The sequence below is a fragment of the Falsigemmobacter intermedius genome, assembly GCF_004054105.1.
Lineage (GTDB): Bacteria > Pseudomonadota > Alphaproteobacteria > Rhodobacterales > Rhodobacteraceae > Wagnerdoeblera > Wagnerdoeblera intermedia.
This window is the reverse complement of sequence record NZ_SBLC01000015.1, coordinates 18,781-41,107: the sequence shown is the minus strand read 5'-3', so window position 1 is coordinate 41,107 and position 22,327 is coordinate 18,781. Positions and strand designations below refer to the sequence as shown.

19 protein-coding genes and 1 tRNA gene are annotated in these 22,327 nt (G+C 62.9%); 12 read left to right on the top strand and 8 right to left on the bottom strand.

What is annotated here, in order from left to right; all coding sequences use genetic code 11:
* The first annotated feature begins 53 nt into the window (after nt 1-53).
* From EP867_RS11800 to EP867_RS11790, 3 genes are all read left to right on the top strand, one after another.
* Nucleotides 54-1,613, top strand: coding sequence for a TerC family protein (locus tag EP867_RS11800; protein ID WP_128489441.1), 1,560 nt, complete (start codon nt 54-56; stop codon nt 1,611-1,613).
* Between the two features lie 142 nt (nt 1,614-1,755).
* The gene (locus EP867_RS11795) at nt 1,756-2,274 is read left to right on the top strand and encodes a hypothetical protein (protein WP_128489439.1); all 519 of its coding nucleotides are present in this window, start codon (nt 1,756-1,758) and stop codon (nt 2,272-2,274) included.
* A 106-nt stretch (nt 2,275-2,380) separates the two neighbouring features.
* The gene (locus EP867_RS11790) at nt 2,381-4,651 is read left to right on the top strand and encodes a xanthine dehydrogenase family protein molybdopterin-binding subunit (RefSeq protein WP_128489437.1); all 2,271 of its coding nucleotides are present in this window, start codon (nt 2,381-2,383) and stop codon (nt 4,649-4,651) included.
* Between the two features lie 60 nt (nt 4,652-4,711).
* Here the strand turns inward: EP867_RS11790 and bfr are convergent, their stop codons facing one another.
* From bfr to hemP, 3 genes are all read right to left on the bottom strand, one after another.
* Nucleotides 4,712-5,197 (bottom strand): bacterioferritin, encoded by a 486-nt coding sequence (gene bfr / locus EP867_RS11785; RefSeq protein ID WP_128489435.1) that lies wholly within the window; start codon nt 5,195-5,197, stop codon nt 4,712-4,714.
* A gap of 212 nt (nt 5,198-5,409) precedes the next feature.
* Complete coding sequence (locus tag EP867_RS11780) at nt 5,410-5,667, bottom strand: (2Fe-2S)-binding protein (RefSeq protein ID WP_128489433.1); 258 nt, start codon at nt 5,665-5,667, stop codon at nt 5,410-5,412.
* 20 nt (nt 5,668-5,687) lie between these two features.
* On the bottom strand, nt 5,688-5,882 hold the full coding sequence (hemP, locus tag EP867_RS11775; RefSeq protein WP_128489431.1) for a hemin uptake protein HemP: 195 nt from the start codon (nt 5,880-5,882) through the stop codon (nt 5,688-5,690).
* 158 nt (nt 5,883-6,040) lie between these two features.
* Here hemP and glpK point away from each other — a divergent pair, with 158 nt between their 5' ends.
* The 8 genes from glpK (at nt 6,041) to nrdF (ending at nt 14,483) form a co-directional block, all read left to right on the top strand.
* A complete protein-coding gene (glpK, locus tag EP867_RS11770; protein ID WP_128489429.1) occupies nt 6,041-7,516 on the top strand; it encodes a glycerol kinase GlpK in 1,476 nt (491 codons plus the stop codon).
* 226 nt (nt 7,517-7,742) lie between these two features.
* Nucleotides 7,743-7,818 (top strand) — tRNA-Trp (locus EP867_RS11765).
* Between the two features lie 136 nt (nt 7,819-7,954).
* Nucleotides 7,955-9,130, top strand: coding sequence for a DSD1 family PLP-dependent enzyme (locus EP867_RS11760; protein ID WP_128489427.1), 1,176 nt, complete (start codon nt 7,955-7,957; stop codon nt 9,128-9,130).
* Between the two features lie 97 nt (nt 9,131-9,227).
* The gene (locus EP867_RS11755; protein WP_128489425.1) at nt 9,228-10,208 is read left to right on the top strand and encodes a type I glyceraldehyde-3-phosphate dehydrogenase; all 981 of its coding nucleotides are present in this window, start codon (nt 9,228-9,230) and stop codon (nt 10,206-10,208) included.
* A gap of 417 nt (nt 10,209-10,625) precedes the next feature.
* Complete coding sequence (nrdH, locus tag EP867_RS11750) at nt 10,626-10,847, top strand: glutaredoxin-like protein NrdH (RefSeq protein ID WP_128489423.1); 222 nt, start codon at nt 10,626-10,628, stop codon at nt 10,845-10,847.
* 16 nt (nt 10,848-10,863) lie between these two features.
* Nucleotides 10,864-11,280, top strand: coding sequence for a class Ib ribonucleoside-diphosphate reductase assembly flavoprotein NrdI (gene nrdI, locus EP867_RS11745; RefSeq protein WP_128489421.1), 417 nt, complete (start codon nt 10,864-10,866; stop codon nt 11,278-11,280).
* Entirely contained in the window at nt 11,262-13,388 is a 2,127-nt protein-coding gene (gene nrdE / locus EP867_RS11740) for a class 1b ribonucleoside-diphosphate reductase subunit alpha (protein WP_128489419.1), read from the top strand. The genes nrdI and nrdE overlap by 19 nt, the downstream gene beginning before the upstream one ends.
* Before the next feature lie 123 nt (nt 13,389-13,511).
* Nucleotides 13,512-14,483: a class 1b ribonucleoside-diphosphate reductase subunit beta gene (gene nrdF, locus EP867_RS11735; RefSeq protein ID WP_128489417.1), complete on the top strand. Its 972-nt coding sequence runs from the start codon at nt 13,512-13,514 to the stop codon at nt 14,481-14,483.
* A 219-nt stretch (nt 14,484-14,702) separates the two neighbouring features.
* On the opposite strand, the gene EP867_RS11730 is transcribed toward nrdF, so the two are convergent.
* The 4 genes from EP867_RS11730 to fnrL form a co-directional block, all read right to left on the bottom strand.
* The gene (locus EP867_RS11730; protein WP_128489415.1) at nt 14,703-15,443 is read right to left on the bottom strand and encodes a YebC/PmpR family DNA-binding transcriptional regulator; all 741 of its coding nucleotides are present in this window, start codon (nt 15,441-15,443) and stop codon (nt 14,703-14,705) included.
* Nucleotides 15,444-15,520: 77 nt separating this feature from the next.
* Nucleotides 15,521-17,299: an SLC13 family permease gene (locus EP867_RS11725; RefSeq protein ID WP_128489413.1), complete on the bottom strand. Its 1,779-nt coding sequence runs from the start codon at nt 17,297-17,299 to the stop codon at nt 15,521-15,523.
* A 106-nt stretch (nt 17,300-17,405) separates the two neighbouring features.
* Nucleotides 17,406-18,224 carry a TIGR00282 family metallophosphoesterase gene (locus EP867_RS11720; RefSeq protein ID WP_128489411.1) on the bottom strand — a complete coding sequence of 273 codons (819 nt, stop codon included), beginning with the start codon at nt 18,222-18,224 and terminating at the stop codon, nt 17,406-17,408.
* 24 nt (nt 18,225-18,248) lie between these two features.
* Nucleotides 18,249-19,001 carry a transcriptional regulator FnrL gene (gene fnrL, locus EP867_RS11715; RefSeq protein ID WP_128489409.1) on the bottom strand — a complete coding sequence of 251 codons (753 nt, stop codon included), beginning with the start codon at nt 18,999-19,001 and terminating at the stop codon, nt 18,249-18,251.
* A gap of 78 nt (nt 19,002-19,079) precedes the next feature.
* Between fnrL and hemN the strand changes: the two genes are divergently transcribed.
* Nucleotides 19,080-20,435: an oxygen-independent coproporphyrinogen III oxidase gene (hemN, locus tag EP867_RS11710; RefSeq protein ID WP_128489407.1), complete on the top strand. Its 1,356-nt coding sequence runs from the start codon at nt 19,080-19,082 to the stop codon at nt 20,433-20,435.
* A gap of 99 nt (nt 20,436-20,534) precedes the next feature.
* Here hemN and EP867_RS11705 read toward each other — a convergent pair whose 3' ends face one another.
* On the bottom strand, nt 20,535-22,172 hold the full coding sequence (locus tag EP867_RS11705; RefSeq protein WP_128489405.1) for an AMP-binding protein: 1,638 nt from the start codon (nt 22,170-22,172) through the stop codon (nt 20,535-20,537).
* Nucleotides 22,173-22,327 lie beyond the last annotated feature (155 nt).

Below are 22,327 nucleotides of genomic sequence, written 5' to 3'. Positions count from 1 at the left end.
TGATCCCTGCTTTGCAGGCAGCGGGCTGCATACCTCCTTCGGAGAAAACTTCCATGTTATTTGAGTGGATGTCGGATCCTGCCGCCTGGGCAGGACTGGCCACACTGATCATTCTTGAGATCGTGCTGGGCATCGACAACATTGTCTTTATAGCGGTTCTGGCAGAAAAACTGCCGCCGCATCAACGCGACAAAGCCCGGCTGCTTGGCCTTGGGCTTGCGCTCTGTATGCGCCTTATCCTGCTGGCCTCGATCGCCTGGATCGTGACGCTGCAGGCGGATCTGTTCTCAATTGCGGGCTTTGGCTTCTCAGGCCGCGATCTGATTTTGATCTTCGGCGGCGTCTTCCTGCTGTTCAAAGGCACGATGGAGCTGCACGAGCGGCTTGAGGGCCATGTTGAGCAGAAAGAGACCGGCGTTGTTCAGGTCGCCTTCTGGCAGGTTATTCTGCAGATCGTGGTGCTCGATGCGGTCTTCTCGCTCGACAGTGTGATCACGGCGGTCGGCATGGTTCAGCATCTGTCGATCATGTATATCGCGGTGATCGTCGCCATGGGTGTGATGCTCTTTATGGCGAAATCGCTGATGGCCTTTGTGCTGAAGCATCCGACGGTGGTGATCCTCTGCCTTGGCTTCCTGATGATGATCGGCTTCTCGCTGATTATTGAAGGCTTCGGCTATCACGTCCCCAAAGGCTATCTCTATGCTGCCATCGGCTTCTCGGTGGGCATTGAGGCGCTGAACCAGATCGGTCGTAAAAACCGCGAGCGCTATATCACTTCGGGCGATCTGCGTGACCGCACCGCCTCTGCCGTGCTGCGTCTGCTGGGCGGGAAGCGTTCGGATGTGGATCTGGGCTCGGGCGACGCCATCGCCGATCAGGCCGCCGAGCAGGAGCTTTTCGCGCCGGAAGAGAAAGAGATGATCGAGGGAGTTCTGGGCCTGGCCGAGCGCCGCGCCACCTCGATCATGACGCCTCGCGCTGAGGTTGACTGGATCGATCTCAACGCAGAGCAGGACGAGATCCGCAGCCAGATCCTCAGCCAGTCGCATTCGCGCTTCATCGTGGCGCGTGGCTCGTTGGATGATTTTGTGGGTGTGGCTCTGGCCCGCGATCTGATGCGCGATCTGCTGACCGAGGGGGCGATCAACATTGAGCGCTCGGTCCGTCAGCCGCTGGTGGTGCATGAGAGCGTCGATGTGCTGCGCCTGATGGAGCATCTGCGCAAATCGCCGGTGCAGCTTGCGGTGATCGTCGATGAATTCGGCTCGTTTGAAGGGATCGCAACGCCCACCGACGTGCTGGAAGCCATCGCCGGGGATTTCCCCGATGAGGATGAGGCCCCGCTGACCGCCGAACAGGCCGAAGACGGCTCCTGGCTGGTCGATGGCTGGATCGACATCCGTCATGCCTCGCGCCTTCTGGAGGCTGATCTTGCCGATGAGGCAGAGCGCTACTCCACGCTGGCAGGCTATGTGCTGTGGCAGCTTGGTCGCCTTCCGGTGCCAGGCGACCGTGTGAAGGCCGGACCGCTGGAGTTTGAGGTGATCGCGATGGACGGCCGCGCCATCGACAAAGTGCGCGTCCGCCGCGAGGCCCCGCAGGACTACTGATGCGTAAAGAGGCGCAGAAAAGCCCGGAGCAGCCGCTCCGGGCTTTTTTGTCTGACGACTATGGGAACGTGCCGGATTGCGGCTTGCCTATTTCCGACAAAAATACCAGGAGAAGGCAGATTTTCCCTGGAAGGACCCCGTTATGACCGCGCCGCGCCCGATCTCTGCCGATGCTGCTGCCTCTCAGGCCGTGCAGACCGTCACCGGTTTTGGCTGCGATCCGACCGAGCGCGGGGTGCTGTCGGTGCTGCGCCATTTCGCCATCGCCAATCTGCGCCCGGAAAGTCAGGCCTGGGCTAATGCTTTCACCATTGCGACCGAGCGCTGGGGGGATGTGACCGGGCTTGAGATCGCGGGCGCTGCGGCGGATCTGGTGCAGGCGCTGCTCTCGCTGCGGGGCGGGGAGCTTGCGGTGCATGATCCGCTGGATCTCCACGCCCGCCAGCGGCTGAGCGCGGATGAGGCGGCGCTGTTGCGGCTGCTGCGCGCCATGCGCCAGGATCTGACCCCTCTGGCCCGGGAGGAGATCTCCGCTCTCGGGCGCGGGCGGATGGATCCGGCGCTGATCGCCGCCGCTTTGCGCCTTGCGCGGATTTTACGGGTGCCGCGCGGTGCTGCGGTTTATCACGCCAGCCATCCGGGTCTGCGCTTTGTTCAGTAAGCTGCGCTGGCCCGCGACCGGCGATCGGTGACCGTCCACCCGCAGGCTTTGCTTGCCGCAGCGGCGGGGCTCTCCTAACCTTCCGGTGAAAAAGGGGGGGCGGGATATGCAGGATAAGTTCGGGCTGGCGCAGGGCGGGCGACGTGAGGATCTGCGCTTTTTGAAAGGCGAGGGACGCTATGTGGCCGATCTGGTCCCCTCAGGGGCGCTTTACGCGGCTTTCCTGCGTGCGCCGGTGGCCCATGCCCGCCTCACGGCCCTTGATCTGACAGCGGCCCGCGCCCTGCCCGGGGTGGAGCTGGTCTGGGCACTCCCCGATCTTGAGGCGGCGGGCGTGAAACCCGCGATGCGCGGATATCGGGTCAATGGTCCTGACGGGCAGCCGGGGGCGGGGCCGGAGCGCCCGGTCCTCGCCCGCGATGTGGTGCGTTTTGCCGGAGAGCTGATCGCCTGCGTGGTCGCCACAAGTGCCGCTGCCGCCCGCGACGGGGTCGAGGCGATTGTGGCGGATCTCGAGGATCTGCCGGTCAAAACCGATCTCGCGCCCGGTGGTCCGCTTCTGCACCCTGAGGCCCCTGAGAATATCGGTTACCGCTTTGCGCTGGGCGATGCAGAGGCTGTAGAGCAGGCTTTTGCCGTGGCCGCGCGCCATGTCTCGCTTGAAATTGCGGATCACCGGGTCGCTGCCGCCAGCATGGAGCCGCGCGGGGCATTTGCCGAATGGGACGGGGCGCGGCTCCATCTTTGCGTCAACGGCCAGGGCGTCTGGGGGCAAAAGGCCCAGCTTGCGGCGCAACTCGACCTGCCCCCGGAGGCGGTGCGGGTCACCAACCCCGATGTGGGCGGTGGCTTTGGCATGAAGGCGATGAATTATCCCGAATATATCGTCATTGCCGCTGCGGCCCGGGCGCTGGGCCGGCCGGTCTTCTGGATGTCCGACCGGTCCGAGGCCATGCTGAGTGACAATGCCGGGCGGGATCTGATTTCAAGGGCGGAGCTGGCTTTTGATGAGGATCACCGCATCCTGGGCTACCGCGTGCACAACCGCTCGGCGCTCGGGGCTTATAATTCGCAGTTCGGTCAGGGCGTGCAGTCCGAGATGTTCGCCCGCGTGCTGACCGGGGTTTATGACATCCCTGCAGCCCTGCTGACGGCAGAGGGGATCTATTCCAATACCTGTCAGACCGATGCCTATCGCGGCGCGGGGCGGCCCGAAGCGATCTATGTGCTGGAAACCCTGATGGATCATGCCGCGCGGGAGCTTGGCCTGTGCCGCTTTGAGCTGCGCCGCCGCAATTTCATCCGTCAGTTCCCCTATAAGACCGCCAGCGGAGAGCTTTATGACGTTGGCGATTTCCACGCCGCGCTGCGTCAGCTGGAGGCCGCCGCCGATACCGCAGGCTTTGAGGCCCGCCGCCGCGACGATGCTGGGCGCGGCCTTCTGCGGGGTATGGGGGTGGCAAGCTATATTGAGGCCATCATGGGCGCGCCCTCTGAGGCCTCGCAGATTGAGTTTCTGCCGGACGGGCGGGTGACGCTTCGGGTGGGCACCCAGTCCAATGGTCAGGGGCATGAGACGGTTTTTGCCGAGTTTCTGGCACATGAAACGGGAATCCCGGCGGCGGAGATCACCGTTATCCAGGGCGACAGCGATCTGATCGCCACCGGGGGCGGCACCGGCGGCTCGCGCTCGGTCACGGTGCAGACCCATGCGACCCGGGCCAATGTGGCGCAGATGACCGCCGCCTTTGCCGATTTTCTGACGCCGGAATTCGGGGCCTTGCCCGAGTTCGCAGAGGGCCGGTTTGGCCTGCCGGGCCAGAACCGCAGCTTCACCCTCCAGGAGGCCGCGGCCCTTGCGCGGGAGGCGGGTCGCGACGATCTGATGTCGCACCGCGCGGAGGCCACGCTTCCCGCCCGCTCTTTCCCCAATGGCGCGCATCTGTGCGAGGTGGTGATTGATCCCGAAACCGGAGCCACGACGGTTGATCGCTATCACATCGTTGATGATTTCGGCACGATCCTCGCCCCCTCGCTGGTTCTGGGGCAGGTGCATGGCGGGGTGGTGCAGGGCCTTGGTCAGGTGCTGGGCGAGGCCCTGGTCTATGACGGGACCGGCCAGCTTCTGACCGGCAGCTTCATGGATTACGCCATGCCACGCGCAGCCGATGTGCCGATGATTTCGGTCGGTTTCGCGCCGGTGCCTTCAACGGCCAACAGCCTCGGCATGAAAGGCTGCGGCGAAGCCGGGACGGTGGGGGCCATGGCGGCGGTGGCCAATGCGGTGCGCGATGCGCTTGCCTCTCAGGGGGTGGGTTATGCCGATATGCCCTTCCCGCCGGTGAAACTCTGGTCGCTGCTGCAGGGCAGGGCCTGAGATCTCTTATGAAAATGGCCGCCCCGGGGGCGGCCATCTGGCAGGGCTGTCGCGCTGCGTTTATTCCGCCTCATTGGCGGGTTTGGCGTTCAACAGGCCGTAACGCTCTTCGCCCAGCTTATCAAAGAGGCCGAGCTGGGTTTCGAGGAAGTCGATGTGCCCCTCTTCATCCGCGATCAGCGAATCAAACAGCTGACGGCTGACGTAATCGCCTGCCTCATCGCAATAGCGGCGCGCTTCGATATAGAGAGTGCGGGCCTCATGCTCGGCGGCCAGATCGGACTCAAGGGTTTCGCGCAGGGTCTGACCGATCCGCAGCGGGTCAAGCTTTTGCAGATTCGGGTGCCCCTCAAGGAAGATGATCCGCGCGATGAGGCGGTCAGCGTGACGCATCTCTTCGATGGATTCTTCGCGGCTTTTGTCGGCAAGGCGGCCATAGCCCCAGTCTTCCTGAAGCCGGTAATGCAGCCAGTACTGGCTGACGGCCGTCAGTTCCGACCGCAGCGCGGCATTCAGATATTCAATAACTTTGCTGTCGCCCTTCATGGCGCGCTCCTTTTGCTGGACCTGCCACAGGCAGTTGCGCTGTGCCGTCTGAGCGTAATCCCGCCCCAGCCGGTTTGTCTATGCTCGCGGCGATAAAATTTAGAATAATTCTAAAAATAGGGACCATTCCGTCCGACACGCCTCTGCGCTGCGCAAAGCACAACCCCCTGCGAGAGGGGAACGCGCAAATCCGCGAGTCGTTTCAGGAAATTTCAGCCGATGGCGCGCTTTGCGGGGGCCGGGCTGCGCAGCACCGGCGGGCGGTCCTGTGCGGTCTGCACGCCGAACTCCTCACAGCCGCGCATGGTCGACAGAAAGAGCGGCATGCAGCCGCCACAATCGGCGCGTTTACCGAGGGCATGGTAAATTTTGCCGGGGGTGATGATCGTATCGGGGTCCGCGGCGCGCATCCATTTGACGGCGGCGCGGATCTCATGGTCCGAAATCGACAGGCAGTGGCAGACGATCATCTTCAGGGTCCGTTTACTCGTTACTTCGTCAGAATCAGCCGGCCCTGGCGGGTGATCCGCAGGGCATAGACCTGTCCGTTCAGCTCAATCCCTGCGAGGGCGCCACCTTTTGTCAGATCCAGGGCCTGGTGACAGGGCACCTCCGGCGAAAGCTCCGCGCGGCTGGCGCGGGCATCAGAGAGATCAGAGGCGGCTCCGTTCAGCTGGCTGCTCATGGCGGTGTTCCGGGGCGTTCAGATGGGCCTTAAATCCGACGAAAACAGTCCGGATGCAAGTCCGAATGTTTTACTCGGATATCTCCGGGGCATCTCGCGGGCTTGCCGGGGCCGGATTTGAGCGACATCCTGCCGTGATCCGGACGGAGACCAGTGCCATGACCATTCTTGCCCTCGATCAGGGGACCAGCTCATCGCGGGCGATTCTTTTTGACGATCACCTGCGCCCGCTTCACAGCGCCGCGCGTCCGGTGACGCAAAGCTACCCCCGCCCGGGCGAGGTGGAGCATAATCCGCGCGAACTGCTCGATGGTATTCTGTCCTCTGCGCGCGAGGTCCTGGCCCGCGTGCCGCGCGGCTCTGTGGCGGCGATCGGGCTGACCAATCAGCGCGAAACCACCCTGTTGTGGGACCGCGCCACCGGAGAGGCGCTGCATCCGGCCATCGTCTGGCAGGACCGCCGCACCGCTGCCGCCTGTGAAGCGGTGCAGAAGGCGGGCCATGAAGATCTGATCCGCACCCGCAGTGGCCTGCTGCCGGATCCCTATTTCTCGGCCAGCAAACTCTCCTGGCTGTTGGATCATCTGCCCGGCGCCCGCGCGCGGGCAGAGGCGGGGGAGATTTGCTTTGGCACGGTTGACAGCTGGCTGATCTGGCATCTGACGGGCGGGCGGCTGCATGTGACCGATGCGACCAATGCCGCGCGGACGGCGCTGTTTAATATCCACACCCAGGAATGGGATGCAGAGCTTTGTGCGCTCTGGCGCATCCCGATGGGGCTTTTGCCGCAGGTTCGCGACAGCGCGGGAGATTTTGGTGTGACCGATCCGGGCGTGCTGGGCCAGGCTCTGCCGATCCGGGGTGTGGCGGGGGATCAGCAGGCGGCGGCCATGGGGCAGGGCTGCTTTGCGCCCGGGCAGGTCAAATCGACCTATGGCACCGGCTGCTTTGTGCTTCTGAATACCGGATCTCAGGCCGTGCAGTCGCGCCACCGCCTGCTGACCACCGTGGCTTCCCGTCTGAAGGGAGAGGTCAGCTATGCGCTGGAGGGGGCGATTTTCGTGGCCGGAGCGGCGGTGCAATGGCTGCGCGACGGCCCCGGTCTGATCGCCCGCCCCGATGAGCTGGAGGCCCTGGCCGCCCTGGCCGATCCCGCAGATGGCACGCTGCTGGTTCCGGCGTTTTCGGGTCTGGGCGCGCCCTGGTGGTCGCCCGACAGTCGAGGCGCGCTGCTGGGGCTGAGTGCACGCAGCGGCCGGGCTGAGATTGCCCGAGCCGTGCTGCAATCGGCGGGCTATCAGACCCGCGATCTGATCGGCGCGATGCAGGCAGACTGGCAGGGCAGCGCCGGGATGGTGCTGCGGGTCGATGGCGGCATGGCCAATTCGGATGCGGTGGTGCAGTTCATTGCCGATATTCTCGGCGCACCGGTGGATCGCCCCGATGTCACCGAGGCCACGGCCCGCGGCGCTGCCTGGCTGGCGGCCTGGGCCTCTGATCTGGCCCCCGGCCCGCAGGAGTTTGCCCGTACGTGGGCTGCCGAGCGGCGCTTCACTCCGCAGATGTCGCAGGAGACCCGCGAGGCGCATTGTGCACGCTGGCAAAGGGCCGTGGCGGCGACCCTCGCGTTCTGAGAGCCGTTTTAAAGACGCGGCCGGGAAGAGCGTCTTTATAAAATGCGGTGTGGTATGGTCGCAGGGCCCGGACGTCGGAAAAGGGGGGGCAGCCGGACAAAACCTGTGTGGGGTTCACGCAGTGCCCTCCGGTCTGGCGCGTGCGGAAAAAAGTGTCCTGGCGCGAAGTTTAGCGCGGATATCTGCTTGACGGCCTTTCGCAAAATACCTAATCAGGCCGCACGACAGGGGTATAGCTCAGCTGGTAGAGCGACGGTCTCCAAAACCGTAGGTCGCGGGTTCGAACCCTGCTGCCCCTGCCAATCTCTCCAGACATCGCCGGAAATTAAAACGCCTCAGGCGCCCTTTGGCTTGACCTGCGCGGATTTGCGCGTCACCCCTCGTGCCGGAGTTTCGCGCAGCGGGCTGCTTCTGCTGCGCGCGTTTGAACGAGGCATCATGGCGCAGCAGTCTTCCCTTCCTGAGCATCTGTCGGGGCTTGAACCGGGGTTTGATGTGCCTGCCTTGCCCGGCATGTCGCTGGCAGAGGTTTTCACCCCGGCACTGATCCTTGATCTTGATGCGCTGGAGCGCAATCTGCGCCGGATGAGTGCCTTTGTGCAGACTCATGGCATGAAGCTGCGGGTGCATGGCAAGATGCACCGCTCGGTCGATGTTTATCGTCTGCAGGAGCAGATCGGCAGTGCCACCGGGATCTGCTGCCAGAAGGTGTCAGAGGCAGAGGTTTTCGCCCGGGCGGGCGTGAAGGATATTCTGATCAGCAATGAGGTGCGCGATCCGCGCATGATCGACCGGCTGGCGCAACTGCCGCGTTTCGGCGGCAGGATCGGGGTCTGTGTGGATGCGCCTGAGGCGGTGGCCGATCTGGCGGTGGCGGTGGCGCGGCACGGCTTCTCGCTTGATGTGCTGGTGGAATATGACTGCGGGGCAGGGCGCTGCGGGGTCCAGAGCGCGGCAGAGGCCGTGGCGCTGGCGCGGGCCATCGATGAGGCACCGGGGCTGCGCTATGCGGGGCTGCAAAGCTATCAGGGCTCGGTTCAGCATCTGAGCGAGTTTAACACCCGCCGCGCTGCCGCCGCAGAGGCGATTTTGCGCACGACGGAAGTGATCGGGGCGCTGCGCGAGGCAGGGCTTCCGCCTGAGACGGTCACAGGTGCGGGGACCGGCAGCTATACCTTTGAGACTTCTTCGGGGGTTTTCACTGAGCTGCAATGCGGAAGCTATGCCTTTATGGATGCCGATTACGGCCAGGTCCTGGATATCGAGGGGCGTCGCTTTGATGAGGGGCCGTGGCAGAACGCGCTTTTCGTGCTGGCTCAGGTGATCAGCACCGCCAGGCCCGGCCAGGCGGTTCTGGACGCCGGGCTGAAGAGCCTGACGATGGAATCAGGACTGCCACTGGTGTTCGGACACCCCGATTTGACCTGCACCGCTGTCTCGGATGAGCACAGCCAGATCCGCGACCCGGAGGGGCGGTTGCAGATCGGCAACCGGCTGAAGCTTGTGCCCGGGCATTGCGATCCGACCTGCAATCTGCACGATTATTACGTCGCGCTGCGCGGCGATCGGGTTGAGGCGGTCTGGCCGGTCTCGGCCCGGGGGCGGTCCTGCTGAAAACGCGGGGCGGCTATGCGCCACGCCCTCTGGAAGTTCCCTCCGGTGAGGCGCAGTCTGCCGCGCGACGAATCACGGATGCGCGGGAGTTCAGGCTATGCGGGTCGCCCTTAACGGAATGGGCCGGATTGGCCGCACGGTGCTGCGCGCCTGGATTTCGGGCCGCTGGCCGGGGATTGAGATTGTTGCCCTGAACGATATTGCCAGCGCCGAAGATGTCGCCTATCTGACCGAATTTGACAGCGTTTTCGGGGGCTTCCCCGGAGAGATCCGGCTGGAGCCGGGCTGTCTGGTGGTGGCCGGACGCCCCCTGCGCCTGACCCGTGAGGCGGATCTTTCAAAGCTGGATCTGAGCGATATTGATCTGGTGATGGAATGCACCGGACGCGCCGATACGCCGGAGGTGGCCTCGCGGGGTCTGCGGGCCGGTGCGGGGCGGGTACTGATCTCCGGCCCTTCTGAGGCGGCGGAATTTACCGTGGTGCTCGGGGCGAACGAACAGGGTCTGCGGGCCGATCAGAAAATCATCTCCAATGCCTCCTGCACCACCAATGCGCTCGCCCCGCTGCTGCGGGTGCTGGAGGAGACGGTGGGGGTCGACTCGGGCTGGATGACCACCATCCACTGCTACACCGGCAGCCAGCCGACGGTGGATTCGCCGCGCGGGGCTCCGGCGCGCTCACGGGCTGCGGCGCTGTCGATGGTGCCCACGACGACCAGCGCGGGGCGTCTGGTCGATGTGGTCTTGCCGCAGATTGCCGGGCGCGTGTCCTGTGCGGCGGTGCGGGTGCCGGTGGCCAGCGTCTCGGCCATCGATCTGAGCTTCCATCCGCGTCATCATGGCACGGCCGAAGAGGTCAACGCGATTCTGCAATCAGCGGGCGGTGTTATCGGCTGGACGAACAAGCCATTGGTGTCATCGGACCTGCGGGCGCGCCCTGAAAGCGTGGTGATGGCGCTCCCCGAGACGGTGGTCACCGGGGGTGGGATCGTGCGGGTTTTCGGCTGGTATGACAATGAATGGGGCTTTTCCTGCCGGATGCTCGATGTTGCGGCGCTGTGGGAAAAGGCGCTCTGAGCAGGTTTCGGGCACAGAAAGTTGTTCACAGGGTGCTGTGGATAAAACGCAACAGATATACGCAGTTGCCACGTCAACCCCAATATATGGGGTCCCGAGCAGTTTTCCCTGATTGACTTCCAAGCCTCCCCGATGCGAAATGAAGGGGTCACGAGGACGGGTCAACCGGATACGGGACGGGACGCCGGCGCAGCCATTGGCCGCATCGGCAGACCTCTGGAAAGCTCTGTAGAGATACGAATGGACAGGCTGCCGGCACATGCCGGGGGGGTGTGCAGTCGTGTCTGTGCATATGCGGCCCGGAGGGTCGTGAGAGGCCTGCCGCTGTGCCCGGCCTCCGGCACGCTGCGGATCCTCCGTCACGTCGCCGGGGCATCGGTCGGAGCGGCACTTAACAGTTCGGACAGGAGTCAGGAAATGACCATCACCGTCTACAGCAAACCCGCCTGCGTTCAGTGCACGGCGACGACCCGCGCGCTTGATGCCAAGGGTCTGTCCTATGACGTGATCGACCTCACGCAGGATGCGGCTGCGATGGAGATGGTCCAGTCGCTCGGCTACCGTCAGGCGCCTGTTGTGATCGCCGGCGAAGACCACTGGGCGGGCTTCCGTCCCGACATGATCGGCCGTCTGGCCTGATCGGCGGGCGGGCGCTTTGGCGGGTCTGGTTTATTTCTCTTCCGGCTCGGGCAATACGGCCCGCTTTGTGGCGCGCCTGGGCCTTGCGGCCCTGCGCATCCCGACCTCTCCCAAAGAGGAGATGCCGGTGCCTGATGAGCCCTTCGTGCTGATCTGTCCGACCTATGCGGATGGGGACGGGCGGGGCGCGGTGCCCAAGCAGGTGATCCGCTTTCTGAACGATCCCGCGCGGCGCGCGCTGCTGCGCGGTGTGATCGGAGCGGGCAACCGCAACTTCGGCGTCACCTATGCCCTTGCGGGGCGGGTGATTGCGGCTAAATGCAATGTTCCGGTTCTCTACAGCTTTGAGCTGTCGGGAACCGATACTGATATTGACCGCGTGACAGCGGGTCTTGAAAAATTCCGGGGGATGGAATGCTCGACAACAGTGTAAAACCTGCCATGGACTACCATGCCCTGAACGCGATGCTGAACCTCTATGACAATGAGGGGAAGATCCGCTTTGATGCCGACCGTATGGCGGCGCGGCAGTACTTCCTGCAGCATGTGAACCAGAACACCGTTTTCTTCCACTCGCTGGATGAAAAACTCGATTACCTCGTCGAGGAAGGCTATTATGAGGCCGAAGTCCTCGCGCAATATCCGCGTGAGTTTCTGCATGCGATCTGGAATGCGGCTTTCAAAAAGAAGTTCCGCTTCCCGACCTTCCTGGGCGCGTTCAAATATTACACCAGCTACACGCTGAAGACCCGCGACGGTCAGCGCTTCCTTGAGCGCTATGAGGATCGCGTCGTGATGGTTGCTCTGGCGCTGGCACGCGGCGATCAGAAGCTGGCGATGCAGTTCATGGATGAGATCCTCTCGGGCCGCTTCCAGCCTGCGACGCCGACCTTCCTGAACGCCGGTAAAAAATCGCGCGGCGAGCTGATCTCCTGCTTCCTGCTGCGCCTTGAAGACAACATGGAATCGATCGGCCGTTCGATCAACTCGGCGCTGCAGCTTTCAAAGCGCGGCGGCGGTGTGGCCCTTATGCTCACCAACCTGCGTGAGATGGGCGCCCCGATCAAAGGCATCGAGAACCAGTCCTCGGGCGTCATCCCGGTGATGAAACTGCTGGAAGACAGCTTCTCCTATGCCAACCAGCTCGGCGCACGTCAGGGCGCGGGGGCCGTTTATCTGAACGCGCACCACCCCGATATCATGCGCTTCCTGGATACCAAGCGCGAAAACGCGGACGAGAAAATCCGCATCAAAACGCTGTCGCTGGGCGTGGTCATTCCCGATGTGACCTTTGAACTCGCGAAGAAGAATGAGGATATGTACCTCTTCTCGCCGCATGATGTGGAAAAGGTCTATGGCGTGCCCTTCTCGGAGATCTCGGTTACCGAGAAATACGACGAGATGGTCGACGACAAGCGCATCAAGAAAAAGAAGATCAAGGCCCGCGCCTTCTTCCAGACCATCGCTGAGATCCAGTTTGAATCGGGCTATCCCTATGTGATGTTCGAGGACACGGTGAACAAAGCCAACCCGATCCACGGGCGCATCACCATGTCGAACCTCTGCTCTGAGATCCTGCAGGTCAATGAGGCTTCGGAATATAACGACGATCTGTCCTATAAGCACCTCGGCACGGATATTTCCTGCAACCTCGGCTCGCTGAACATCGCGGCCACCATGGACGGCCCCGATTTCGGCGCCACCGTTGAGGCGGCGATCCGTGCGCTGACGGCTGTGTCGGAAATGTCGGCCATCGACTCGGTGCCTTCGATCCGTCGCGGCAATGATGAAGCCCATGCGGTGGGCCTGGGTCAGATGAACCTGCACGGCTTCCTCGCGCGTGAGCGTATTCACTACGGCAGCCCGGAATCGGTCGAATTCACCAGCGTCTATTTCGCGGCCATCGCCTATCACGCGATCCGCACCTCCTGCCTGCTGGCGCAGGAGCATGGCTCGACCTTCAAAGATTTCGAAAAGTCGAAATATGCGAGCGGCGAGTTCTTCGACAAATACACCACCCGTGACTGGCTGCCGGTCTCGGAAGAGGTGACGCGTCTCTTTGAAGGCAAAGCTCTGCCGACCCGCGAAGACTGGGAGCAGCTGAAGGCCGAGGTGATGAAACACGGCCTCTACAACCGCAACCTTCAGGCGGTGCCGCCGACCGGTTCGATCAGCTATATCAACAACTCGACCTCCTCGATCCACCCGATCGTGGCAAAAATCGAGATCCGCAAAGAGGGCAAGATCGGCCGCGTTTATTACCCGGCCGCCTTCATGAACAACGAGAACCTGGAATATTACCGCGACGCCTATGAGATCGGCCCCGATGCCATCATCGACGTCTATGCGGCGGCGACCGAACACGTCGACCAGGGCCTCTCGCTGACGCTGTTCTTCCCGGCGGAAGCCACCACCCGCGATATCAACCGCGCTCAGATCTACGCCTGGAAGAAAGGCATTAAGACGATCTACTACATCCGCCTGCGCCAGACCGCGCTCGAGGGCACGGAAGTCGAAGGCTGCGTCAGCTGCACGCTGTGAAACCGCGGTGAGGCCGGGGGCGCTGCCCCCGGACCCCCGGAGTATTTATAAAAAGCCAAGGCACGGCGATGTCGCTTCACAGGACGGGCCGCCCGCCTTGGGGCGCTTGTTTCAGGGACGAAGATGAAAGACACCGCGACCCGCACTCCGCTTAAAGCCATCAACTGGAACCGGCTGCAGGACGATAAAGACCTTGAAGTCTGGAACCGCCTGACGGTTAACTTCTGGCTGCCGGAAAAGGTGCCGCTGTCGAACGACGTTCCCTCCTGGGCCACTTTGCGCCCGGAAGAGCGTGAGCTCACCATCCGCGTCTTTACCGGCCTGACGCTTTTGGACACCATCCAGAACACCGTCGGTGCCCCCTCGCTGATGCCCGACGCCGTCACCCCGCATGAAGAAGCGGTGCTGTCGAACATCTCCTTCATGGAGGCGGTCCACGCGCGGTCTTACTCGTCGATCTTCTCGACGCTCTGCTCGACCCCGGAAGTGGACGCCGCTTTCCGCTGGGCCGAAGAAAACCCGCATCTGCAGCAAAAAGCCTATGCGATCCTTGATAAATACAAGGCCGCCAACGATCCGCTGAAAAAGAAGATCGCTTCGGTTTTCCTTGAGAGCTTCCTCTTCTACTCGGGCTTCTATCTGCCGATGTACTGGTCCAGCCGCGCCAAGCTGACCAATACCGCCGATCTCATCCGCCTCATCATCCGCGATGAGGCCGTTCACGGCTACTACATCGGCTACAAATACCAGCGAGCGCTGGAGACCCAGTCCGAAGAGCGCAAGGCTGAATTGAAGGATTTCGCCTTCTCGCTGATGTTTGATCTCTATGAGATTGAACAGCGCTATACTGAGGAGCTTTATGACGGCATCGGCCTGACCGAAGACGTCAAAGCCTTCCTGCACTACAACGCCAACAAGGCGCTGCAGAACCTTGGCTATGAAGCCCTCTTCCCGCCGCAGGTCTGTGAAGTGAACCCGGCGATCCTCGCAGCCCTTTCGCCCGATAGCGAAAACCATGACTTCTTCTCGGGGTCGGGTTCCAGCTATGTCATCGGCAAAGCCGTAGCGACCGAGGATGAAGACTGGGATTTCTGATCCTGGCCGTTCCAGGTCCCCAAAGGGAAACAGGCCCGGGCGCATCCATCGCGCCCGGGTCTTCTCATTTGAGGCTTTGGGTTTTCAAAAATACTCCGGGGGGCCAGGGCGCAGCCCTGGCGGGGCAGAGCCCCTCTTCCGCTGCCGCAGGAAAAAAGCCCCCGGTCCGCTGCGGGGCCGGGGGCTTCAAAATGTGTAGCGCGAAAGCCGTCTGACGGATCAGAGCTGTGCTGCGACATCCTCCGGGACGTCGAAGTTATGGGTGACGGTCTGAACGTCGTCATCCTCTTCCAGCAGATCCACCAGCTTCATCAGCTTCTGAGCGGTTTCCAGATCCACCTCGGTCAGCGACTGGGGCTTCCAGATCAGCTTCGACTCGGTCGATTCTCCAAGTGTTGCTTCCAGCGCTTCGGAGACCGCCGAAAGATCTTCCACCGCACAGTAGATGAAATGGCCGTCTTCATCGGTCTGAACATCATCGGCACCGGCTTCGATCGCCGCTTCCATGACCTTATCGGCATCACCCACGCTCAAAGGATAGGTGATCTCGCCCAGACGGTCGAAGCCATGGCTCACCGAGCCGGTCTGGCCCATATTGCCGCCCGCTTTAGTGAAATAGCTGCGCACGTTTGAGGCGGTGCGGTTCAGGTTGTCGGTCATCGCTTCAACGATGATCGCAATGCCGCCTGCGCCATAGCCTTCGTAACGGATCTCGGTGTAATCCGCCGCATCGCCGCCCTGCGATTTCTTGATGGCGCGGTCGATGACGTCTTTCGGCATCGACTGGGCTTTCGCAGCTTTCACGGCCAGACGCAGACGCGGGTTTTTATCGGGATCAGGGTCGCCCATCTTGGCGGCGACGGTGATTTCCTTCGCCAGCTTCGAGAACATCTTGGAGCGGATGCCATCCTGCTTGCCCTTGCGGTGCTGGATGTTCGCCCATTTCGAATGGCCTGCCATGTGACCTTCTCCCGGGAGACTGTGTCTGTTGATGGGCCTCTATAAAGCGCGGAAAGCCTCTCCCGCAACCCCGCCCCTTACAGAGGCCACAGGATCGGGATCAGAATCGTCGCAATCACGCAGGTGATCAGGTTCAACGGGACGCCCACCCGCACATAATCGCTGAATTTATAGCCACCGGGGCCATAGACCATCAGATTGGTCTGATAGCCGATGGGTGTGGCAAAGGCCAAAGTGGCTGAGAACATCACCGCCACCACAAAGGGTCTCGGGTCATGGCCGAGTTCATTGGCCAGACTGATGGCCACCGGCGTGTACAGCACAGCCACCGCGTTGTTTGACAGAAACTCCGTCAGGATCAGCCCGAGAAGATAGACGCAGAAAATCAGCGCCATGGGCGGCAGATCCCGCAGCCAGGGCTCAACACCCCCCACGATCAGCCCCACCGCGCCCGAATGATCGAGACCGGCGCCCACGGCCACCATGGCAAAGATCATCGCCAGCAGGCGCCCGTCGACAAAGGACAAAGCCTCATCCGGGTCCACGCAGCGCGTCACAAGGATCAGCGCCACCCCCACCAGCGCCAGCGCCAGGATCGGCGCCAGATCGAATGCTGAAAGCACCACCACCAGCGCCAGGGCCGCAATTGCAATCGGAGCTTTCCCACGCCGATAGGCACGGTCGGAGGGGCGGTTCACCTCCACCAGGTCCATATCGGCGGCCAGGCGCTGGATATCAGCAATCGCCCCCTCCAGCAGCAGGGTATCGCCGACCTGGACCACCAGATCCTCGAGCTGCCGCCCGATGTTCTGATTGCGCCGGTGCGCGGCGATCACATAGACGCCGTAGCGCCGCCGCAGCCGCATCTCCCCCAGTTGTCGCCCCAGCATCCGGCAGCCCGGGGTGATCAGAACCTCCACGGTCTCGGTCTCTACCGAGGAGACCCGCGCCGCAAGCGTCAGCTCAGGCCGGTCCTTCAGCCCCAGCAGTTCCGCCATATCTGAGCGCAGCACCACCCGGTCTCCGGCTTGCAAAATCACCTCTGCGAGGTTGCGGCGCAGCGAGAGATCGCCGCGCAGCACATCGATCACCCGCACCCCGTCGGGGCGGAAGAGATCCGCGTCCAGGGCCTTTGTGCCGATCAGCGCCGAGCCTTCGGGCACGACCATCTCCGTAAAATACTTCCGCCGCGTGCGGTCCGTGAGCAGGGTGCCCATAGACTGCCGGTCGGGCAGCAGGCTCTTCGCAGCCAGCGCCAGAAAGGCCGCGCCCACCAGGGTGATCACCAGACCGAGCGGCGCGATCTCAAAGATCGAAAAGGGCTCCAGCCCCGCCCGCCGTGCGACCCCGTCCACCAGAATATTGGTCGAGGTGCCGATCAGGGTGATCATGCCGCCCATGACGGTCAGATAACTCAGCGGGATCAGCATCTTGGAGGGCGAGGTGCCGATACGGACGGCCAGCCGGATCACCACCGGGATCATCACCGCCACCAGGGGCGTGTTGTTCATAAAGGGCGAGGCCAGCGCCACAAAAGCAAAAAGCCCCACCACCGTCAGCTTCGGGTGATCATCCACATGGCGGCTGACGGTTGAGACCATCATTTCCACCGCGCCGGTGCGCACCAGCCCCCCCATGATCATGAACATGAAGGCAATGGTCCAGGGCGCCGAGTTCGAGAGGCTGTCCACGGCATCGGACATCGGCAGAATGCCAAGCACCAGCATCAGCGCCGCCCCGGCGATCGCCACCACCTCAACCGGCCAGGTTTCGCGCAGGAACAGCACAAACATCCCGCCCAGGATCAGCAGGGCGAGAGTGGCCATGACGGGCTGAGAAAATTCAAAACCGAGCATCCGTTACTCTTCCTCCACGCAACTGCTGCATCTGAGCAGGAGTGCGCGGCAGCGGCAAGCGGCCTGCGTCGCTGCAGGCGGTGCAGCGGCTCAGGAAAGCGGCGTCTCAGGAAAGCGGCGTCGACTGCGCCAGGCGCCCGCCCACACGGATGGCTTTCACCACCAGAGCCTTTCCGGTCTTATCATCCGTCTCAACATAGACGCCCGACAGGGTCGCCTCGCCACCCGCAGGCTCAAAACGCCCGCCCGGCATGCCGGTGATGAAGCGGCGCATCGGCTCATCCTTCTGCATGCCGATGACCGAGTTGTAATCGCCGCACATCCCTGCATCCGACTGAAAGGCGGTGCCGCCCGGCAGGATCATGGTATCGGCGGTGGGCACATGGGTATGGGTGCCGACCACAAGGCTCATATGGCCGTCGCACCAGTGACCCATGGCCATCTTCTCAGAAGTGGCCTCGCAATGGATGTCCAGAATCGCCGCCTGGACCTGGCCGCCCAGGGGATGGGCGCGCATCACCTGCAACACGGCCGAGAAGGGGTCGTCAAAGGGGCGTTTCATAAAGACCTGGCCCAGAACCTGGGTCACCAGCACCTTACGTCCCCGGTGGTCCTGATAGACCCGCGCGCCTTTCCCCGGCGCGGTTTTAGAGAAGTTCAGCGGCCGCAGAATGCGCGGCTCTTTATCGATGAAGCTGAGCATGTCTTTCTGGTCAAAGGCATGATCGCCCAGCGTCACCACATCGGCACCCGCTTCCAGCAGTGCTTTGGAATGCGCCATGGTCAGCCCGGCGCCGCTTGATGCGTTCTCGCCATTGACCACCACAAAATCGAGCCCCCAGTCCGCGCGCAGCTTTGCAAGCTGACCCGAAATGGCATTGCGCCCGGCACGACCCATGACATCGCCCAGAAACAACAGCTTCATCGGCAGACCTTTCCTGATTGCGGCTCAGTCAACCAGACCGCCGTCACTGTCATCGCCTGCCTCACTCAGCAGACGGTTCATATCCGGCACGGTGATGTGCCGCTTGCCCTCGAGGTGGATCACCCCATCGCGCCTGAGCGCTGAAATCTGCCGGCTCACCGTCTCAAGGGTCAGGCCAAGGTAATCCGACATCGCCTCGCGCGTCAGCGGCAGATCAAAAGTGATGGTCCCGCCCGACCCGGCCCGGGCCTGAAGCGTTGCATTGCGCCGCGCCAGAATGGCCAGCAGGCTTGCGATCTTTTCCCGCGCGGTTTTGCGGCCCAGCAGAAGCATCCATTCCCGCGCCGCATCCAGCTCATCCAGCGTCATTTCCAGCAGGCGCTGCGCCAGATGCGGTGTCTCGCGGATCATGGCCTCAAAGGGCTCCCGGCGAAAACAGCACAGCATGACATCCGTGGTGGCCGTCACATCATAGGGCGCCCGTGCCCGACCGGGGCGGCCCACGAAATCAGAGGGCAGCAAAAGCCCCACCATCTGCCGCCGCCCGTCCTCCATGGTCTGGGTCAGCGTGGCAATGCCATTGACGACTGAGGCCACGAAATCCATCCGGTCGCCGGACCACACGAGGGTCTGACCGGCCTCAAAGCGGCGGTAATATTTGATCTCTTCCAGCGCCCTGAGTTCATCCCCGTCGCAGCGGGCACAGACCGCGCGATGGCGGATCTGACAGTCCCCGCAGGCAATCTGCGGCGCCAGCGGCCTGGGCTTAACGCTCATCTGAATGCAATCCGGCAAAGGAGGTGGAATTTGATACAGGTCAAGGACGGACAGCCGTCTGTTGCGTAGCTAACACGCATGGACACAGACCCGCAACTCACCCGCCTTGGACTTTTCGACGCGAAGGTCCCCCGTTACACCAGCTATCCCACGGCGCCGCATTTCAGCGCGGCCACCGGCCCGCAGGATTTCGCGGGTTTTCTGGCCGCCGTTCCCGCCGGAGAGCAGATCTCGCTCTATCTGCATGTGCCCTTCTGCCGGCGTCTGTGCTGGTTTTGTGCCTGCCGCACCCAGGGCACCACTTCTGACAGCCCCGTCACCGCCTATCTGCAGACCCTGAAGGCGGAACTGCAGCTGCTCGCGCAGCATCTGCCAGACGGCGTCACCCTCAGCCGGCTGCACTGGGGCGGCGGCACGCCCACCCTGCTGCCCGCCGACGCCATGGCTGAGCTGGCAGAGGCTGTCTTCGCCCTCGCCCCCCTGGCACCGGGCGGTGAATTCTCGGTGGAGATCGACCCCAATGAGATCGACGACGCCCGCCTCGATGCGCTGGCACGCGCGGGCATGAACCGCGCCTCCATCGGCGTGCAGGATTTCGACCCTGAGATCCAGAAAGCCATCGGCCGCGCCCAAAGCTATGACATCACCAAAGCGGCGGCTGAGGGGCTGCGCGCCCGCGGCATCAACAGCCTGAACGCGGACATCCTTTTCGGCCTGCCACATCAGACCCCTGAGAAAATCACCGCCTCCGTCACCCGCCTGCTCACCCTGCGCCCGGACCGGGTGGCGCTTTACGGCTATGCCCATGTCCCCTGGATGAGCCGCCGTCAGCAACTCATCCCCTCAGAGGCCCTGCCCACCCCCGAGGCGCGGCTCGACCTCTTCGACACCGCCCGCGCCCTCTTTGAGGCCGAAGGCTACCGTCAGATTGGCATCGATCATTTCGCGCTGCCTTCAGACGGTCTCGCCCGCGCCGCTGAAAAGGGCAGTCTGCGCCGCAACTTCCAGGGCTATACCGATGATCCGGCACAGGTGCTGATCGGCCTTGGCGCCTCCTCGATCTCGCGCTTCCCTCAGGGCTATGCCCAAAATGCCGCCGCGACGGGCGATTATACCAGCCGGATCCGCGCGGGAGAGTTCGCCACCGCCCGTGGTCACCGCTTCCGGTCTGAAGATCTGCTGCGCGCCCGCATTATTGAGGCTCTGATGTGCGACTTCCGCATTGATAAAACCGATCTCGAAACGCGCTTCCCGGAGGTGGCCGCCCTCGCCGGGCCGCTCTTTGCAAAAGCCGAAGCGCAGTTCGGCACCATGGTCGAAAATACCCCAGCAGCCTTCACCATCACGCGACAGGGCCGCCCGCTCACCCGCCTGATTGCCCGCGCCTTCGATGCTTTTGACCTGTCGCGCAGCGCACATTCGGCCGCGATCTGACGTCCCGCCCCGGCTTTGGCTTTTTAAAAATACTCCGGGGGCCAGGGCGCAGCCCTGGCGGGGCAGAGCCCCCCTTGGCCCTTCCGGCTCAGAACTTCGCTACGCCGATCCGGCCAGACCCTTTGCCCGGCCCCGTAACTCGAATTTCTGGATCTTGCCCGTTGAGGTCTTGGGCAGATCACCAAAGACCACCTTCTTCGGCGTCTTAAAACCCGCAAGACGGGCGCGGCAATGGGCGATCAGCTCTGCCTCATCCGCCGCGGCCCCCTCTTTCAACTCGACAAAGGCGCAGGGCACCTCGCCCCATTTCTCATCCGGCAGCGCCACAACAGCACAAAGCGAGACCGCGGGATGGGCCATCAGCACGCCTTCGACCTCCACCGAGCTGACATTCTCGCCGCCCGAGATGATGATATCCTTCGCCCGGTCCGCGATTTTGATATAGCCGTCCTCATGACGGTAAGCGATATCGCCTGAACGGAACCAGCCGCCCTGAAAGGCCTCTGCCGTGGCCTCCGGGTTCTTATAATAGCCCTTCATCACCCCATTGCCGCGATGGGCAATCTCGCCGAGGCTCACCCCGTCGAAAGGCACCGGTTGATCGCCTTCCCCCAGCACGGTGACCTCTTCCATAAAGGGCATCGCCACCCCGGTGCGGGCCTTTACGGCAAAGCGCTCCTCCTCCGGCAGGCTGTCGAACTGCGCCTGCCAGGTGCATTCGGTGGCCGGACCATAGGTCTCAGTCAGCCCGTAAACCTGGGTTACGTTGAACCCCAGGGGCTCAATCGCCGCAAGAGTGGCAGCCGCCGGCGGTGCCCCGGCGGTGAAAACCTCCACCGTCTGCGGAAAGCTGCGCCGCTCCTCCTCTTTGGCGTTGATCAGGCTGTTGAGCACGATGGGCGCCCCGCCGAAATGGGTCACCCCTTCATCGGCGATGGCGGCATAGATGGCGCGCGCGGTGATATCGCGGCAACAGATAATCGTGCCGCCCACCAGCGGCATCATCCAGGGATGACACCAGGCATTGCAGTGAAAAAGCGGCACAATCGTCAGATAGTGCGGATGCAGCACCATCCGCCAGGAGATCACCTGCCCCTGAGCTGCCAGCGCCGCGCCGCGGTGGTGATAAACCACCCCCTTGGGCCGTCCGGTGGTGCCTGAGGTATAGTTCAGCGCAAGGCTCTCCCATTCATCTTCCGGCAGGATCCAGGCAAAAGCCGGATAGCCCTCCGCCAGCAGCGCCTCATAGTCCGGATGCCGCCCCGTGACGGGGAAGCCCGCCTGCGGATCGCCCGCTTCAATGATCTGCGGCGGGCGGGTGGTCATGGCCGCGCAGGCCGCCTCCGCCAGCGGCAGAAAGGCGGTGTCAACGATCACGACCTTTGCGCCGCCATGCTCAAAGATATAGGCCACCGTCTCCACATCGAGGCGCGTGTTGATGGCATTGAGAACCGCCCCGCAGGCGGGCACGCCGAAATGCGCCTCAACCTGGGCCGGCAGATTGGGGATCAGCGTCGCCACCACATCCCCCGGCTGCACCCCGCGCTTTGCAAGAGCAGAAGCCAGTCGGCTGACCCTGTCGTAAAATGCGCGGTAGCTGCGCCGGGTGGTGCCATAGACCAGCGCCTCATGCTGCGGCCAGATCGCCACCGCGCGGCGCAGATAAGACAAAGGCGTCAGCGGCACGTGGTTGGCGCGTGTCTTCTCAAGTCCCCGTTCATCTGCCAGCCAGCCCATGGATCCCCCCTCCTGTCAGCCTCTTTGCAGGGAACTATTCCGGGGGCTTTGGCTTTTGTAAATCACACCAAAAGGCGGGTCGGCGGGAAAGCCGCAGATCTTTCCTGAAATGCGGCTCCGGGGGAATTTTATCCCCCCATCGCCGTTTTGAGGCT

Bases quoted from the DNA above. Each gene is read 5' to 3' on its own strand.
- EP867_RS11795 (WP_128489439.1), top strand. From the start codon at position 1,756: ATGACCGCGCCGCGCCCGATCTCTGCCGATGCTGCTGCCTCTCAGGCC.
- EP867_RS11730 (WP_128489415.1), bottom strand. From the start codon at position 15,443: ATGGCAGGCCATTCGAAATGGGCGAACATCCAGCACCGCAAGGGCAAG.
- bfr (WP_128489435.1), bottom strand. From the start codon at position 5,197: ATGAAGGGCGACAGCAAAGTTATTGAATATCTGAATGCCGCGCTGCGG.
- EP867_RS11720 (WP_128489411.1), bottom strand. From the start codon at position 18,224: ATGAAGCTGTTGTTTCTGGGCGATGTCATGGGTCGTGCCGGGCGCAAT.
- hemP (WP_128489431.1), bottom strand. From the start codon at position 5,882: ATGAGCAGCCAGCTGAACGGAGCCGCCTCTGATCTCTCTGATGCCCGC.
- glpK (WP_128489429.1), top strand. From the start codon at position 6,041: ATGACCATTCTTGCCCTCGATCAGGGGACCAGCTCATCGCGGGCGATT.
- EP867_RS11780 (WP_128489433.1), bottom strand. From the start codon at position 5,667: ATGATCGTCTGCCACTGCCTGTCGATTTCGGACCATGAGATCCGCGCC.
- hemN (WP_128489407.1), top strand. From the start codon at position 19,080: ATGGACACAGACCCGCAACTCACCCGCCTTGGACTTTTCGACGCGAAG.
- EP867_RS11725 (WP_128489413.1), bottom strand. From the start codon at position 17,299: ATGCTCGGTTTTGAATTTTCTCAGCCCGTCATGGCCACTCTCGCCCTG.
- fnrL (WP_128489409.1), bottom strand. From the start codon at position 19,001: ATGAGCGTTAAGCCCAGGCCGCTGGCGCCGCAGATTGCCTGCGGGGAC.
- nrdF (WP_128489417.1), top strand. From the start codon at position 13,512: ATGAAAGACACCGCGACCCGCACTCCGCTTAAAGCCATCAACTGGAAC.
- EP867_RS11760 (WP_128489427.1), top strand. From the start codon at position 7,955: ATGGCGCAGCAGTCTTCCCTTCCTGAGCATCTGTCGGGGCTTGAACCG.
- EP867_RS11705 (WP_128489405.1), bottom strand. From the start codon at position 22,172: ATGGGCTGGCTGGCAGATGAACGGGGACTTGAGAAGACACGCGCCAAC.
- EP867_RS11800 (WP_128489441.1), top strand. From the start codon at position 54: ATGTTATTTGAGTGGATGTCGGATCCTGCCGCCTGGGCAGGACTGGCC.
- nrdE (WP_128489419.1), top strand. From the start codon at position 11,262: ATGCTCGACAACAGTGTAAAACCTGCCATGGACTACCATGCCCTGAAC.
- nrdH (WP_128489423.1), top strand. From the start codon at position 10,626: ATGACCATCACCGTCTACAGCAAACCCGCCTGCGTTCAGTGCACGGCG.
- EP867_RS11755 (WP_128489425.1), top strand. From the start codon at position 9,228: ATGCGGGTCGCCCTTAACGGAATGGGCCGGATTGGCCGCACGGTGCTG.
- EP867_RS11790 (WP_128489437.1), top strand. From the start codon at position 2,381: ATGCAGGATAAGTTCGGGCTGGCGCAGGGCGGGCGACGTGAGGATCTG.